Source organism: Neisseria leonii, from assembly GCF_028776105.2.
GTDB lineage: Bacteria > Pseudomonadota > Gammaproteobacteria > Burkholderiales > Neisseriaceae > Neisseria > Neisseria leonii.
On sequence record NZ_CP145606.1, the window covers coordinates 436,984 to 453,248 of the forward strand.

Annotated in this window: 12 protein-coding genes and 1 tRNA gene; 8 read left to right on the forward strand and 5 right to left on the reverse strand. The window is 58.0% G+C overall.

Annotated features, from left to right (window positions below; all coding sequences use genetic code 11):
* The first annotated feature begins 34 nt into the window (after window positions 1-34).
* Window positions 35-589 (forward strand): DNA-3-methyladenine glycosylase I, encoded by a 555-nt coding sequence (locus tag ORY85_RS02165; RefSeq protein ID WP_274572320.1) that lies wholly within the window; start codon window positions 35-37, stop codon window positions 587-589.
* A 39-nt stretch (window positions 590-628) separates the two neighbouring features.
* Here the strand turns inward: ORY85_RS02165 and ilvE are convergent, their stop codons facing one another.
* Entirely contained in the window at window positions 629-1,627 is a 999-nt protein-coding gene (gene ilvE, locus ORY85_RS02170; RefSeq protein WP_274572319.1) for a branched-chain-amino-acid transaminase, read from the reverse strand.
* A 175-nt stretch (window positions 1,628-1,802) separates the two neighbouring features.
* On the opposite strand from ilvE, the gene ORY85_RS02175 reads away from it, so the two are divergent.
* The 5 genes from ORY85_RS02175 to ORY85_RS02195 all read left to right on the forward strand — a co-directional run bounded on the left by ORY85_RS02175 (window position 1,803) and on the right by ORY85_RS02195 (window position 8,132).
* Window positions 1,803-2,681 (forward strand): EamA family transporter, encoded by an 879-nt coding sequence (locus ORY85_RS02175; protein WP_274572318.1) that lies wholly within the window; start codon window positions 1,803-1,805, stop codon window positions 2,679-2,681.
* A complete protein-coding gene (locus ORY85_RS02180; protein ID WP_338578241.1) occupies window positions 2,678-3,859 on the forward strand; it encodes an MFS transporter in 1,182 nt (393 codons plus the stop codon). The genes ORY85_RS02175 and ORY85_RS02180 overlap by 4 nt, the downstream gene beginning before the upstream one ends.
* A 70-nt stretch (window positions 3,860-3,929) precedes the next feature.
* Window positions 3,930-4,670, forward strand: a complete 741-nt coding sequence (locus ORY85_RS02185; protein ID WP_274571336.1) for a UDP-2,3-diacylglucosamine diphosphatase — start codon at window positions 3,930-3,932, stop codon at window positions 4,668-4,670.
* Window positions 4,671-4,726: 56 nt separating this feature from the next.
* Window positions 4,727-7,582, forward strand: coding sequence for an aminomethyl-transferring glycine dehydrogenase (gene gcvP / locus ORY85_RS02190; RefSeq protein WP_274571337.1), 2,856 nt, complete (start codon window positions 4,727-4,729; stop codon window positions 7,580-7,582).
* Window positions 7,583-8,041: 459 nt separating this feature from the next.
* A tRNA-Ser gene (locus ORY85_RS02195) sits at window positions 8,042-8,132 on the forward strand.
* A gap of 149 nt (window positions 8,133-8,281) precedes the next feature.
* Here ORY85_RS02195 and ORY85_RS02200 read toward each other — a convergent pair.
* A complete protein-coding gene (locus tag ORY85_RS02200; protein ID WP_274571338.1) occupies window positions 8,282-9,415 on the reverse strand; it encodes an aminotransferase class V-fold PLP-dependent enzyme in 1,134 nt (377 codons plus the stop codon).
* 72 nt (window positions 9,416-9,487) lie between these two features.
* A complete protein-coding gene (locus ORY85_RS02205) occupies window positions 9,488-10,711 on the reverse strand; it encodes an aspartate kinase (RefSeq protein WP_274571339.1) in 1,224 nt (407 codons plus the stop codon).
* Between the two features lie 214 nt (window positions 10,712-10,925).
* Here ORY85_RS02205 and pepN point away from each other — a divergent pair, with 214 nt between their 5' ends.
* Both pepN and ORY85_RS02215 read left to right on the forward strand, forming a co-directional pair.
* Window positions 10,926-13,565 (forward strand): aminopeptidase N, encoded by a 2,640-nt coding sequence (gene pepN / locus ORY85_RS02210; protein ID WP_274571340.1) that lies wholly within the window; start codon window positions 10,926-10,928, stop codon window positions 13,563-13,565.
* Between the two features lie 141 nt (window positions 13,566-13,706).
* Window positions 13,707-14,684 carry a malate dehydrogenase gene (locus tag ORY85_RS02215; protein ID WP_274571341.1) on the forward strand — a complete coding sequence of 326 codons (978 nt, stop codon included), beginning with the start codon at window positions 13,707-13,709 and terminating at the stop codon, window positions 14,682-14,684.
* A 347-nt stretch (window positions 14,685-15,031) separates the two neighbouring features.
* Here the strand turns inward: ORY85_RS02215 and ORY85_RS02220 are convergent, their stop codons facing one another.
* Together ORY85_RS02220 and ORY85_RS02225 are read right to left on the reverse strand one after the other, a co-directional pair.
* Window positions 15,032-15,169, reverse strand: a complete 138-nt coding sequence (locus ORY85_RS02220; RefSeq protein ID WP_274571342.1) for a DUF3149 domain-containing protein — start codon at window positions 15,167-15,169, stop codon at window positions 15,032-15,034.
* Window positions 15,170-15,303: 134 nt separating this feature from the next.
* Window positions 15,304-16,257 (reverse strand): aminoimidazole riboside kinase, encoded by a 954-nt coding sequence (locus ORY85_RS02225; protein WP_274571343.1) that lies wholly within the window; start codon window positions 16,255-16,257, stop codon window positions 15,304-15,306.
* Window positions 16,258-16,265: the final 8 nt, after the last annotated feature.

Genomic DNA, 16,265 nt, shown 5'->3' on the forward strand with positions numbered 1-16,265 from the left:
GTTTGTTTGAATCTATCATATAGGCCGTCTGAAAATGTCCGAGACATATTGCGCGTTCTGCCATGCTTTGCCCGAAAACAGCGATAATCCCAACCGCCGTTATCACGACTGCGAATACGGTTTCCCCCTGGCGGACGACAACGCGCTTTTCGGCCGCCTGCTGCTGGAAATCAATCAGGCCGGTTTGAGCTGGACCACCATTTTAAACAAACAGGCCGCTTTTCAGACGGCCTATTCGGGCTTCGATATTGCCGCCGTGGCCGCATATGGTGCGGCCGACCGCGAACGGCTGCTGGCCGATGCGGGCATCGTGCGCAACCGCCTGAAAATCGATGCGGCGGTTTACAATGCGCGGCAGATTCTGCTGTTGCAGGGTGAATACGGTTCGTTCCAAAACTGGCTCGATGCGCACCACCCGCAGGATTTGGTGCAGTGGGTGAAACTGTTTAAAAGCCGCTTCAAATTTGTCGGCCGCGAGATTGTGAACGAATTTTTGATGAGTACGGGCTATCTGCCCGGCGCGCATACGGCGGATTGTCCCGTTTATGCCGAAGTATTGCGCCGCAAGCCCAAATGGCATCAGGCATAAAAAAACCTGCCGTTTCCGGCAGGTTTTCGGGACGCGGCATCAGCAGACGGCGGTCAGCCAGCCGTAGCGGTCTTCGGCCAGACCGAATTGAATATCGGTAACGGCTTTGCGGATGGCGTTGCCCTGTTCTGTGCCGGAAACGGCGATTTCTTCGCCGCCGATGATAAAAGACGTAACCGGCGAAATCACCGCCGCCGTGCCGGTCAGAATCGCTTCCGCGCCGTCCTGTACCGCCGCTTTGAGTTCATCGACTGTAAAGTTCCGCTCATCGACGGCATAGCCCAAGCCGGCAGCCACTTTCAGCACCGAATCGCGGGTAACGCCGTGGAGGAATTCGTCGGTCAGCGGCTTGGTGATGATGGTGCGGTTGTGGATCAGGGCGAAGTTGGACGCGCCGGTTTCCTGCACATCGCCGCCGGGGCAGAACAAGACTTGGGCCGCACCGTATTCGGCTTTGGCTTTCAGTACCCAAGGCATGGCCGAGGCGTAATTGCCGCCGCATTTGACGCGCCCCATATGCGGCGCGCAGCGGATATGTTCCGTTTCCACCAGCAGTTTGACCGGTGAGCCGGCTTGGAAATAGTCGCCCACGGGCGAGGCCAGAATATAGAGCAGGGCAGTATCGGAGGGTGCACCGGCCTTGCCGATGACGGGATCGGTGCCGATGAGGGTGGGGCGCAGATAGAGCGAGGCGGGCGCATCGGGAATTTCGTCGGCGGCACGGCGCACCAATTCGACGAGTGCATCCAGAAACTGTTTGCTGTCGGGGACGGGCAGATTGAGAATGCGCGCGCTCTGCTGCATACGCGCGATATTGGCTTCGGGGCGGAACAGGACAATTTTTCCGTCGGCCTGACGGAAAGCTTTCAGGCCTTCGAAACATTCGCTGCCGTAATGCAGGGAATGCGCGCCGGGCGTCAGTTTCAATTCGTCCGCAGACTGCCAGACGGTCGGCTGCCAAGTGCCGTCCTGGTAGGCGATAACGGGCATTTCGGCATGGAAAACGCTGCCGAATACGGCGGGTACGGGGCGGTTCATGGGTTTACCTTTTTCAATAGTGGTTGGGCAGGGCGGCGCAGCGGCCGGTTGCGTAAAGTTTTCTTAAAGTGTGTACAATACTCTGTGTTCCGCCTGTCTGGCAAGTAGGGCGGTGCGGGACGGCCGTCTGAAAAGCGGGTCGGACCGCGACGGGCAAAGCCGGAGGATAAAGGGAATGGACGGACGTGATGCACTGATTGCCGGATTGGTGGTAACGGCGTGGGGCGTGAATTTTGCGGTGATGAAGGCCGGTTTGGCCGAGTTGTCGCCTGCGGTTTTGGGTTTGCTGCGTTTTTCGCTGCTGCTGCCTGCGGTGTGTCTGCTGCCGAGGCCGGCCGTGCGTTGGTACTGGCTGGCACTGTACGGCTTGTGCATCAGTTTCGGCCAGTTCGGCATGATGTTTACCGCACTGTCGTGGGGTATGCCGTCGGGTCTGGCTGCGCTGCTGTTGCAGTCGCAGGTATTTTTTACCGTGATACTGGCGGTCGTGTGGCTGCGCGAACCGGTGGCCGGGCACCACCTGCCCGCCATGCTTCTGGCCGCTGCGGGTCTGCTGCTGGCGGGGATCGGCCAATACCGGGGGGTAGTGCCGCTGGCGGCACTGTGGGCGGTGCTGGCGGCGGCAATGTCTTGGGCCTTGGGTAATCTGACGGTGAAGTTTATCGGGCGGGTGAATCCGCTGTCTTTGGTGGCGTGGGGCAATATTTCGTCATGGGCGGCGTTTTTGCTGTTGTCGCTGTGGTTGTACGGGGCGGGCGAAGTCGGGCGGCAGATCGCGGATTTGAGTGCGGGCGGCTGGTTGGCGGCGGCGTTTTTGGCGTATGTGTCGGGGTTGTTCGGTTACGGCGGTTGGGGGCGCTTGTTGGCGCGTTATCCGGCTTCGCTGGTAACGCCTCTGGCTCTGTTGGTGCCGGTTATCGCGCTGTTGGTATCCGCACTGGTGCTGGGCGAGCGTTTGAACGGCTGGCAGTGGGGCGGTGTGGCGGTGGTGATGGCCGCACTGCTGGTACAGGTGTCCGGCGGCCGTTTGCGTGTGCGCGGGAGGGAGAAATGACGGCGGGCAATACGCCTGTGCGGGCGGCGGATTGGGGGGTGCGGCTGGCGGTAATGCTGACCGGCCTGTTTGCGTTTTTGCAGGTGTATTCGGTGCAGGCCGTGCTGCCGTTTCTGATGCGCGATTTGGCGGCAGGTGAGGTGGAGGCCGGGTTGGCGGTGGGGGCGACGGTGGCGGGTGTAGATCTCGTTTCTCCCATTATCATTAAAAAAAAAAATGCGTTCGGGCGCAAACGCTTTATTGTCGGCAGCCTGCTGTTTCTGGCTGTGCCCACCGCGCTGCTGGGCTGGTCGGATTCGATGCGCGAAATGATGATGTGGCGGCTGTTGCAGGGCGTGGCGGTGCCGGGGATTACGGTGGTGCTGATTGCCTATGTGGGCGAAGAGTTTGAAGGGGCGCTGATGACGCGCCTGATGGGGCTGTATGTGGCGGGTACGGTGTTGGGCGGTTTCCTCGGCCGCTTTCTGCTCGGCCATTTGAACGACTGGCTGGGCTGGCGGCAGGGGTTTTGGATAATGGCGGCTTTCAGCGCATTGGGTGCACTGTTCGTCCGGCAGCGGCTGCCCGAATCGCGCCGTTTTGAGGCCAAACCCGATTTTCAGACGGCCTTGTCCACGCTTTACGGCCATTTGCACAACCCTTATGTGCTGACGGCCTGCCTGCTCGGTGCCTGTGTGCTGTATTCGCTGGTGGGCTGTTTTACCTATATCAACCTGCATCTGGCCGATACGCCGTACCGTTTGGGCAGCTCGGATTTGGCCAATCTGTTTGCAGTTTATTTAATCGGCATGGTGATTACCCCTTTATCGTCGCGCCTGATCGGCCGCTGGGGCAGTGCGAAAACCGTCATGGGGGCGGTGCTGCTGTCGGCATTGGGGGTAGTCGGTACGCTGGCCGCGCCTTTGTGGCTGATTGTGCTGTCGCTGGCCGCCATGTCCAGCGGTGTATTTATCGCGCAGGCGGCTACCATCAGCTATATTGCCGCCTACGTTTCCCAAGGGCGGTCGCTGGCTTCGGGTCTGTATTATGCGGCATATTACGGCGGCGGTACGTTGGGGGCGTGGCTGTGCGGGCTGGCATATGCCTACGGCCGGTGGCAGACGGTGGTGCTGATGCTGCTGGCGGTTCAGGCAGCGGCATTGGCGGTGGCGGCAAAAGGTATGCGCAAGGCCGTCTGAAAAACGGGTATACCAGCCAAACATCAGGATTTGCGTTACAATGGCACGCTCCGATGGAGAAAGATTCATTATGCGGCCGGTTCTGCTGATTGCCGATTTGCATTTGTCGGACGACACGCCCGATTTGAACCGCCTGTTTTTGCAGTTTCTGCATAATTGGCAGGGCAGGGCGCAGGCACTGTATGTTTTGGGCGATTTGTTTGAGGCGTGGTTGGGCGACGATGTATTGAGCGGTATTGCCCGCGAAGCCGCTGCCGCTTTGAAAACGTTCGGCCAAAGTACGCCGGTGTATTTTATCTGCGGCAACCGCGATTTTCTGCTCGGCCGCAGATATGCAGAGCAGGCAGGCATGATTCTGCTGCCCGAAGTGCACAGCGTGGTGCTGCACGGCAAAAACTGCCTGTTGTCGCACGGCGACGAAATGTGTACCGACGATAAAGCCTATCAGCGTTTCCGCTGCATCATGCGCCGGAAATGGCTGCAAAAAATCCTGCTGTCGCTGCCGAAAAAACAGCGGGCGGCTTTGGCGGAGAAAATGCGCCGTGCCAGCCGTGCGCGGCAGCAGGCGGTGGGGCAGAGTGCTATTTCTGATGTTACCGAACAGGGCGTTCAGAAGGCCTGGCGGCAGTATCCGCACATTGAAGCGGTGATTCACGGCCATACCCACCGCCCCGCCGTCCATCATCATCAGAATCAAGGCCGCAGTCTCGCGCGTTATGTCATTCCCGACTGGTACGGCGGCAAAGGCGGCTATGTGGCGGTCACGCCGCAGCACATCGCGATACACTATATTGAACCGGATGCCGTCTGAAAACGGCACAACCGATTTTTTGGCCAACCGAACCGTTTCAACGAAATGAGGAAAACATGAATTTTCAAGAATTGTTCCATGCGGACGAATTTGCCGCGCGCCATTTGAGTTTCCAAGACGAAGCCGCGCTGCTGGCCGCTTTGGGCGAAAAAGACATGGCGTCTTTTATCGACAACACCGTGCCGCAGAGTATCCGTATGCCGGGCAAACTCGATTTGCCCGAAGCCGTGAGCGAGGCCGACGCGCTGGCCGCGTTGAAAGCCGTGGCGGCGAAAAACCGCATCAACAAATCCTACATCGGTTTGGGTTATTACCCGACCCGTCTGCCGAATGTGATTTTGCGCAATGTGCTGGAAAACCCCGGCTGGTACACTGCTTACACGCCCTATCAGGCCGAAATCGCGCAGGGACGTTTGGAAGCCCTGCTGAACTTCCAGCAGATGTGTATCGATTTGAGCGGCTTGGAAGTGGCCGGTGCGTCTTTGCTGGACGAAGCCACGGCTGCGGCCGAAGCGATGGCGATGGCCAAACGCGTGGGCAAAGTCAAATCGGAACAATTCTTCGTTGATGCGCGCGTGTTGCCGCAAACGCTGGACGTGATGCAGACCCGAGCCCGCTATTTCGGTTTCGAGCTGGTGGTCGGCGATATTCAGACGGCCGCCGAGGGCGACTATTTCGGTGCGCTGCTGCAATATGTGGGCAAAGACGGCGATGTGGCCGACTTGCAGCCGGTGGTGTCGGCATTGAAAGCCAAAGGTACGATTGTGGCGGTGGCGGCCGATGTGATGAGTCTGGTGCTGCTCAAATCGCCGGGCGAAATCGGTGCCGACATCGCTTTGGGCAATACCCAGCGTTTCGGCGTGCCGATGGGCTTCGGCGGCCCGCACGCGGCGTATTTTGCCTTTAAAGACGAGTTCAAACGCTCCGCCCCCGGCCGCATCATCGGCGTATCGAAAGACGCAGCGGGCAAGCCTGCGCTGCGTATGGCGCTGTCCACCCGCGAGCAGCATATCCGCCGCGAAAAAGCCACGTCGAATATCTGTACCGCACAGGCTCTGCTGGCCAATCTGGCCGGTATGTACGCGGTGTACCACGGTCCCGAGGGCGTGAAACGCATCGCCCGGCGCATTCACGCGCTGGCGGCCGCCTTTGCCGACTCTTTGGCCGGTTCAGACGGCCTCAAAGTGGTGCACGGCGTGTTTTTCGATACCGTCGCGGTGGATTGCGGCAGCAAGGCCAAAGCCGATGAAATCTACCGCAACGCGATCGATGCGGGCTACAACCTGCGCCACGCGGGCGACAGCGTACTGGCCGCCGCCTTTCACGAAGAAAGCACGCGCGAAGATTTGGCCGCGCTGCACGGCCTGTTTACCGGCCAAACCGAGCCGACCCTGCCGGAGCAGGCTCCGCAGCGCCTGCCGGAAAACCTGCTGCGCCGCGATCAGATTTTGAGCCACCCCGTGTTCAACCGTTACCACACCGAACACGAAATGCTGCGCTACCTGAAAAAACTGGAAGACCGCGATTTGGCGATGAACCGCAGCATGATTTCGCTCGGTTCCTGCACCATGAAGCTGAACGCCACCGCCGAAATGCTGCCGGTAACCTGGCCGGAATTCAGCCATATCCACCCGTTTGCGCCGCGCGATCAGACGGCCGGTTATGGCGAGCTGCTGGCCGGTCTGCAAAAACAGCTCGAAGCCATTACCGGTTTTGATGCCGTCTGCCTGCAACCGAACTCCGGTGCACAGGGCGAATACACCGGCCTTTTGGCGATCCGCCGCTATCACGAAGCCAACGGTCAACCCGACCGCAATATCTGCCTGATTCCGCAGTCGGCACACGGCACCAACCCGGCCACCGCCGCCATGCTGGGTATGAAAGTGGTTGTCGTGAAAACCGATGCCCAAGGCAATGTGGATATTGACGACTTGAAGGCCAAAGCCGAGCAGCACCGCGAGGCTTTGGGTGCGCTGATGATTACCTATCCTTCCACACACGGCGTATACGAAGAAGGTATCCGCGACATCTGCCGCATCGTGCATGAGAACGGCGGCCAAGTGTATATGGACGGGGCCAACCTCAATGCCCAAATCGGCATCATGCAGCCGGCCGAAGTCGGTGCCGACGTACTGCATATGAACCTGCATAAAACCTTCTGCATTCCGCACGGCGGTGGCGGGCCGGGCATGGGTCCCATCGGTCTGAAAGCCCATTTGGCACCGTTTGCGCCCAACCACAGCGTTTCCGCCATTGAAGGTGCAGGTGAGGGCATGAGTGCCGTCTCTGCCGCGCCGTACGGTTCGGCCGGTATTTTGCCGATTACCTGGATGTACATCACGATGATGGGCAAAACCGGTATGGAGCAGGCCACGCGCTGGGCTTTGCTGAATGCCAACTATGTCGCCAAAGCCCTGAGCGAAGACTATCCGATTCTCTACACCGGCAAAAACGGCCGTGTGGCGCACGAATGTATTGTCGATTTGCGCCCGCTCAAAGCCGAAAGCGGCATCACGGAAACCGACATCGCCAAACGCCTGATGGATTACGGTTTCCATGCACCGACGGTTTCCTTCCCCGTGGCCGGTACGCTGATGATCGAGCCGACCGAATCGGAAAGCAAAGCCGAACTCGACCGCTTTATCGCCGCCCTCAAAGCCATCAAACAGGAAGTGTTGAAGGTGCAGAACGGCACTTGGCCGAAAGACGACAACCCGCTGGTACGCGCCCCGCACACCGCCGAAGATATCAGCGGCGAGTGGAACCGCGCCTACACCCGCGAAGAAGCCGTGTTCCCGCTGCCTTATGTGCGCGAACACAAGTTCTGGCCGAGTGTGAACCGTGTGGACGATGTATACGGCGATAAAAATCTGGTGTGCAGCTGCCCGCCGCTGTCAGATTATGAAGACTGACGCAGTAGAAAGCTCAGGCTAAGGTAGGGAAAGGCCGTCTGAAAATGCCGTATCAGTGTTTTCAGACGGCCTTTTTGCAGCCTGATCGGCGGCGTCGGAGAAAAGCAGACACGGCTGTGGAGTGGTGTTAATTTTGATACCTGAGGAAATTAGATGGATTTGATTTTTTAGATTTTGATTTCTAAAAGATTTTTCAGATTTTGGTGTAAAAAGCGGCTTTGATACTTTTTGACGGAACTGCTCAGGAATGAGCGAATTTTTGTGATGCCCGACAATCCGCTGTTTTCCTGCAATAAATTCCCTCCATAACCGTTGCGCGGCTTGCCAGTATCAAAGATAACCCGTTTACATCTGTCGGCCGGGTGTCAAAGGTCGCCCGAAAAGGTGTTAAAAATCGCGCGGTTTTATACGGCTGCTTGCCTGCAAACCGTTTTGTCCGTATAATCACGTTTCTGCCACAGAGAGGTGGATGAGTGGTTTAAGTCGCACGCCTGGAAAGCGTGTATACGTGAATAGCGTATCGAGGGTTCGAATCCCTTCCTCTCTGCCAAATACCGAATCCCAAGCCGGAAAGGCTTGGGATTTTCGTTTTGCCGTTTTACATACAACTGACTGCCCGTTTTGTGCTGCCGGAATATGGTTTGGCGACTGTATGGCAGGCTGTTTATCAGTTGTTTATCAATTGACGTATCGGGATATTCAAACGGCTTTCTGTAAGGCTTCGGCAAAGGCGGCGACGGTGCGGTCGATGTTTTGCAGTTTGTCCAAACCGAACAGCCCCAAACGGAAAGTGGAAAAATCCGCTCCTTCGCCGCATTGCAGCGGCACGCCGGCGGCAATCTGTACACCTTGTCCGATAAAGGCACGACCGTTTTGCATATCGGCACGGTCGGTATAGGAAACGACCACGCCGGGGGCTTCAAAGCCTGCGGCGGCCACGCTGGGGAAGCCGTTTTCGGCCAGCAGGGCGCGCATTCTGCCGCCCAGCTCGTATTGGGCGGCTTTGAGGCGGTCGAAACCGATGGTTTCGGCCTCCTGCATGACGGCAGCCAGTGTGTACAGTGCGTCTGTCGGCGGGGTGGCGTGATAGGCATGGCCGCCGTTTTCAAAGGCCTCCATAATGGCCAGCCATTTTTTCAGATCCAGCGTAAAGCTGTCGGATTCGGCGGCCTGTACCTGCTGATAGGCGGTTTCGTTGAGCATGACCAGTCCGCAGCAGGGCGATCCGCTCCATCCTTTTTGCGGCGCGGAAATCAGTATATCGATGCCCAATTCTTCCATATCCAGCCAGATGCAGCCCGAAGCGATGCCGTCGATGACCAGCAGGCCGCCGACGGCGTGGACAGCTTCGGCCAGACGGCGGATATAGTCCTCCGGCAGCATGATGCCCGAAGCAGTTTCGACATGGGGGGCGAATACCAATGCCGGTTTCAGCGCGGCGATTTCGGCGCAGACTTCGTCAATCGGCGCGGGGGCAAACGGGGCTTGCGGTGCGCCGCTTTGGCGGGCGGTCAATACACGGGTTTCGGCAGCGAGGGCGCTTTTGTCGAGAATCTGGCTCCAACGGTAGCTGAAAAAGCCGTTGCGGATAATCAGGCATTTCCGGTCGCGGGCAAGTTGGCGTACAACGGCTTCCATGGCCGAGGTGCCGCTGCCGGGAATCACGGCGCAATGGCGGGCGCGGTAGACATTTTTCAGTGTGGCAGAAATATAGCGCAGGGCGGTTTGGAATTTCTGCGACATATGGTTGAGCGCGCGGTCGGTGTAGACCACAGAGTATTCGAGCAGGCCGTCGGGATCGATATGGGGGTGGGGCAGGGGGCGGTTTGACATGACTTTCTCCTTGTTGCATGGGAAAAAAGGCCGTCTGAAAACGGATCATGCGGTTTTCAGACGGCCTTTTTATCAGGCTTTGTCCAGCTCGAATGCTTTGTGCAGCACCCGGGTGGCCAGTTCCATATATTTTTCGTCAATCAGCACGGAAACTTTGATTTCGGAAGTGGAAATCATCTGGATATTGATGCCTTCTTCTGCCAGCGTGCGGAACATGGTGGCCGCGACGCCCACATGCGAGCGCATGCCCAAGCCGACGATGGACACTTTGCAGACCGTATCGTCGCCGTCCACTTCGGCCGCACCCAGACTGTCTTTGAGGCTGTTCATCAGTTCCAGCGTGGGCTTGTAATCGCCGCGCGGCACGGTAAACGAAAAGTCGGTGGTACCTTCCGCGCCGACATTCTGGATAATCATATCGACTTCTGTGTTGGCATCGGCAACCGTCCCCAGAATCTGATAGGCGATGCCCGGTTTGTCGGGGACGCCGCGCACATTGATGCGGGCTTGGTTTTTATCGAAGGCAATGCCTTGTACGGCGGCTTTTTCCATGTTCTCGTCCTCTTCAAAGGTAATCAGCGTGCCCTCGCCGCCTTCTTCCAGGCTGCTCAATACGCGCAGGCGCACTTTGTATTTTCCGGCAAATTCTACCGAGCGGATTTGTAAAACTTTCGAACCCAAGCTGGCCAATTCCAGCATTTCCTCAAAGGAAATGGAGTTCATGCGGCGGGCTTCGGGAACGACGCGCGGGTCGGTGGTGTACACGCCGTCCACATCGGTATAGATTTGGCATTCGTCCGCTTTCAGTGCGGCAGCCAGTGCCACGGCGGAAGTGTCCGAACCGCCGCGGCCGAGTGTGGCAATGTCGCCGCCGGCCGTGACACCCTGGAAGCCCGCGACAATCACGACTTTGCCGTCAGCCAAATCGGCACGCATTTTGGTATCGTCAATCGAATCGATGCGTGCTTTGGTGTGCGCAGTGTCGGTCTGAACCGCAACCTGCCAGCCGGTATAGCTTTTGGCAGGGACACCGATGTCTTTCAGCGCCATGGCCAGCAGACCGATGGTTACCTGCTCGCCGGTGGCCAGCACTACGTCCAGCTCGCGCGGGTCGGGAAATTCCTGCATTTCGCCGGCCAGTGCGACCAAGCGGTTGGTCTCGCCGCTCATGGCCGATACCACGACCACGACATCGTGCCCTTCGGCACGGGTTTTGGCTACACGGCGGGCAACGTTTTTGATGCGCTCGACCGAGCCTACCGATGTGCCGCCGTATTTTTGTACGATTAACGCCATTTGTCTGCTTTCTTGTATCAGGAAATTCGGGAGAGTGCCGCCGTGAAAGAAGCGGGCGGCAGAAATCGGGTTCAGTGAAGTATTATTACTATTTTTAACACAGAAAACAAGCCGCAAAACAGGTTTGTCGCGCAGAATCGGGCAGTGCGGCATATTCAGGCCGTCTGAAAACCACTAAAATGCGCACTGTTTTGAACAGGAAAGGAAACGAGCGATGGCCGCCGTCCACTATTTGAAAGATTACCGTACGCCCGATTATCTCGTCCGCCAAGCCGACCTGACTTTCGACATCGGCAAAGAAGAAACGCGGGTCAGCTCCCGCCTGCTGATGACGGCGCAGCGTGCCGGTACCCCTCTGGTTTTGAACGGTTCGGCCGATCTGCTTTCCGTATCGCTCAACGGCCGTCTGTTGGCAGCGGAAGACTATACACTGGAGGACGGGCTGCTGGCCATCGAGGGTATCGGGGACGAGAGCGTGGTGGTAGAGGTGGAAACCGTCATCAGGCCGTCTGAAAACACGACATTGATGGGGCTGTACGAATCGGGCGGCAATCTTTATACCCAGTGCGAGCCGGAAGGGTTCCGCAAAATTACTTTCTATCCCGACCGTCCCGATGTGATGGCGGTCTTTTCCACCACCATTATTGCCGACAAAACCCTATATCCCGTTTTGCTGTCCAACGGCAACCGCGTCGACGGCGGCGAGCTGCCCGACAACCGCCATTGGGCGAAATGGCTGGATCCGTTTAAGAAACCGGCCTATCTGTTTGCTTTGGTGGCGGGTGATTTGGTGCGCACCGACGATACGTTTACCACACAAAGCGGGCGGGAAGTGGCGATTGCGTTTTACACCCGTGCCGAAGATGCGGGCAAAGTGGATTTTGCCGTTCAATCGCTGAAAAACGCGATGGCGTGGGACGAAACCCGTTTCGGCCTGGAATACGATCTGGATATTTATATGGTGGTGGCCGTCGGCGACTTTAATATGGGCGCGATGGAAAACAAAGGCCTGAATATTTTCAATACCAAATATGTGCTGGCCGACAGCCGTACCGCCACCGATGCCGATTTTGAAGGCGTGGAAGCCGTGATCGGGCATGAGTATTTCCACAATTGGACGGGCAACCGCATTACCTGCCGCGACTGGTTCCAACTGTCGCTCAAAGAGGGTCTGACCGTCTTCCGCGATCAGGAGTTTTCTGCCGACCGCGCCAGCCGCGCGTTGCGCCGGATTGAAAACGTGTCGGCTCTGCGCGCGCACCAGTTTCCCGAGGATGCGGGGCCGACTGCCCACCCCGTGCGCCCCGAAAGTTATGTGGAAATGAATAATTTCTACACCATGACGGTGTATGAAAAAGGCGCGGAAGTGGTGCGCATGTATCATACTTTCTTGGGCGAAGACGGTTTCCAGAAGGGCATGAAACGGTATGTGGAACGCCATGACGGCCAAGCCGTTACCTGTGATGATTTTCTGGCGGCGATGGCCGATGCCAACGGCTTCGATTTCAGCGGTTTCGAGCGGTGGTACAGTCAGGCCGGTACGCCCGTGTTGGACGTAACAGGCCGTCTGAATGAAGCGGGCGACTATGTTTTGACCGTCAGACAGCATATTCCCGACACGCCGGGGCAAAGCGGCAAACAGCCGGTGCTGCTGCCGTTGAAAGTGGCACTGTTCGGCTCGGAGCAGGGCGCGTTCGGCGAAAAAATCGCCTTCGACTATCAGGGCAGACGTTGCGATGAGGCCGTGTTGGCGGTCAGCGCGGCCGAGCAGGAATTTGTTTTGGCCGGTGTCGGACGTGCGGCGGTACCCTCGCTGCTGCGCGGATTTTCCGCACCGGTCATCTTGAATTTTGCGTACAGCGACGAAGATTTGGCGGTATTGCTGGCGGCCGACGACGATGCGTTTGTGCGCTGGGAAGCGGGACAGACCCTCTACCGCCGCGCCATCGCCGCCAACGAGGCCGCATTGGCGGCCGGTGCGCCGCTGCCGGAACATCACGCGCTGTTTTCGGCGGTGGAATATGTACTGAAAGCCGACATTCCGCCCGCATTCAAAGCCCTGCTGCTGCAAGTGCCGTCTGAAAGCGAATGGTGGACGGGCAGGCGCGATATCGAGCCTTTGCGCGTTTACCGCGCGCGCGAAGCACTGTTGGACGAGCTGGCCGGCCGTTTTGCCAACGAAATCGGCCGTCTGCGTCTGCTGGCGCGCGAGCGCGAAGAAAACAGCGGCTTGGCCGCGCCGTACGAATACCACCCCGAACAGGCGGGTTGGCGCCGTCTGCGCAATGCCGCCCGTGCGCTGGCCGTGCGTGCCGAGCCGAAAATGGTGGATTTCATCGCGCTGGAATACGGTGCCATGGCGCACAATATGACCCACGAATGGGGCATGTTGCAGGCGGTCAATCACAGCAGCAGCGAAAAACGCAATCAACTGCTGGCGCGTTTTGCCGAAAAGTTTGTCGGTGAAGCCTTGGTGATGGACAAATATTTCAGCCTGATTGCCGCCAGCCACCGTGCCGATACCCCGCAGCAGGTGGCCGCCGCCCTCCGCCATCCTGCGTTCAGCCTGAAAAACCCGAACAAAGCCCGTTCGCTTTTGGGTGCGTTCAGCCGCAATATTCCGCATTTTCATGCGGCGGACGGTTCGGGCTATGCCTTTTTGGCCGACCGCATTATCGAAATCGACGGCTTTAACCCGCAAACCGCTGCGCGTCTGGTACAGGCATTCAATATCTGCGAATATCTGGCGGCCGGACCGCGCGCACTGATGCGGGCGCAGGTGGCGCGGATTGCTGCCGGATCGGGCCTGTCCAAAGACGTGGGCGAAATCGTGGCGAAAATCCTCGAATCCTGATTTCAGACGGCCTTTGCGGACATTTCCCGTGCAGACGGCTTGATAAACCCGCCAAAGGCCGATACACTTCATTGCGATATTAACGGCAGCCCGCCTGCCTTTTTTCCACCCGACCATCTCGATATGAGGAGAACCACCGGTATGAAAACCCCCGTTCGTGTTGCCGTCACCGGCGCAGCAGGCCAAATCGGCTATGCCTTACTGTTCCGCATCGCCAGCGGCGAAATGCTGGGCAAAGACCAGCCTGTGATTTTGCAGCTTCTGGATCTGCCGCAGGCGCAGAATGCCGTCAAAGGCGTGATGATGGAGTTGCAGGACTGTGCGTTCCCGCTGCTGGCCGATATGTTTACCACCGACGATCCCGAAGTGGCGTTCAAAGATGCCCAAATCGCTATTCTGGTGGGTTCGCGTCCGCGCAGCAAAGGCATGGAGCGTGCCGATCTGTTGCAGGCCAATGCCGAAATCTTCACGGTTCAGGGTGCCGCGTTGAACAAAGTGGCCGACCGCAATGTGAAAGTGCTGGTGGTGGGCAATCCGGCCAACACCAACGCCTACATCGCGATGAAATCCGCCCCCGATCTGCCGGCGAAAAACTTTACCGCCATGCTGCGTCTCGACCACAACCGCGCGTTGAGCCAAATCGCCGAGAAAACCGGCAAAAAAGTGGCCGACATCGAAAAACTGTGCGTTTGGGGCAACCACTCGCCGACCATGTATGCCGACTACCGCTTTGCCACCATCAACGGCGAAAGTGTGAAAGACATGATTAACGACCAGCAATGGAATGCCGAAGTGTTCCTGCCGACCGTGGGCAAACGCGGTGCCGCCATTATTGAAGCGCGCGGTCTGTCTTCCGCCGCTTCTGCCGCCAATGCCGCCATCGACCACATCCGCGACTGGGTGCTGGGCACCAACGGCAAATGGGTTACGATGGGTATTCCGTCCGACGGTGCTTACGGTATTCCCGAAGGTACGGTGTTCGGTTTCCCGGTAACGTGCGAAAACGGCGAATACAAACTGGTGGAAGGCTTGGAAATCGATGCGTTCAGCCAAGAGCGTATTCATGCCACGCTGGCCGAGCTGGAAGAAGAAAAAGCGGGTGTGGCACATTTGCTGTAACCGGTTTCCGTTTTGATTGAAAAGGCCGTCTGAAAATGCGATTGAGCGTTTTCAGACGGCTTCTGTGTTTTATGCTGTTTTACTACTTATGGTCATTGCTGTCGAGAAAGTGCAGTAGGTCGGATACTTGTATCCGACTTGCCCTTGCGATGGAGAGAGTTGTCCGATTGAAACATCAAACCTGATTGGCTTTTTAGGCATGGTTTTGTTGGATCCGAGAATCCGACCTACGGCCTTTTTGCAGAAACGGCGGCAGTTTGCGCTGCGGTGCGGTAAACCGTTCAAAAAAACGGTGTGGCCGAGGCCACACCAAACACACACATCAAGAGGAAAGGATCATTGGGAAATCAAGGTTTCTTGGGCGATTGTCCTGCCTGTTTTCTCACCCAGAAAAACAAATAGGCGGCAATGACCACAACAAAAGAAATAGTAAAAGCGGACAAAATACCGACCGGCGATTTGAACAGTTCGAGAAACACGCCCATTTTCTGCTCCTTCTTTATCATGGTATTGCTGTATGGGTACGATTATCGGACAGGCCGGTTCCGCCTGCTTTGATGCAGGTCAAGACTTGTGTTTAGGGCCGTCTGAACGGGGTCGGTGCTGCGGGCGGGGATTTTCAGACGGCCTCGGCCGGGGCTGTATCGTCCCGGCCGGCTAAGAATGCTGCCAGTCCGGCACGGTCGGGCAGGGCAGGCATCGCGCCTTTGGCCGTGGTGGCCAGCGCACCGCAGGCGTTGGCCTGACGGACGGCTTCGGCCAGTACCGCTTCGTCGTGCAGATTGCCTGCCCGGTACAGGCCGGCCAGCAGCCCGCTGACAAATGCGTCGCCCGCTCCTGTGGTATCGACCGGTTGCAGCGGCCTGCCGGCCACGCGGCCGCTCTGTCCCCGGAAATAGTAAGCCGCGCCGTCTGCGCCGAGGGTAACGACAATCAGCTGTTCGGGGGATTGCGCCGCTAATGTGCGGGCGGCTTCGTCGGGTGCGGTGATGCCGGTTAAGAGTGTCAGCTCTTCTTCCGAAAATTTGACGATATCCGCCATGGCTGCCACGCGGTTTACTGTGGTTTTCATTTCTTCGGCCGACGGCCAGAGTGTTTCGCGCAGATTAGGGTCGAAAGAGAAGCGTCCGCCGGCTGCTTTGATGCGGCGGACGGCTTCGAGCGTGGCGGAACGGGACGGTTCGTTAATCAGGGCGATGGAGCAGCAGTGCAGATAGTCGCCCGCCGAGAAATGCGGCAGATCGCCGCTTTGCAGGAATTGGTCGGCACTCGGATTGACCATAAAGGTAAAGCTGCGTTCGCCCTGATCCAGATCCACGATAACGGTTGAGGTGCGGTGGTCGGGGTCGAGAATCATATGCTCGGTGGCCACGCCTTCCGCACGCAGCGTTTCCAGCATAAAGCGGCCGGGCGGATCGTCGCCGACCCGTCCGATAAAGCCGGTTTCGATGCCCAAACGTGCTGCGCCCACCGCGACATTGGCCGGTGCGCCGCCCGGGCATTTGAGGTAGTGCTGTCTGCCGTCGGGAATCAAATCGACGACGGCATCGCCGAGAACCCAGATTCTGCTCATGTTTTTCT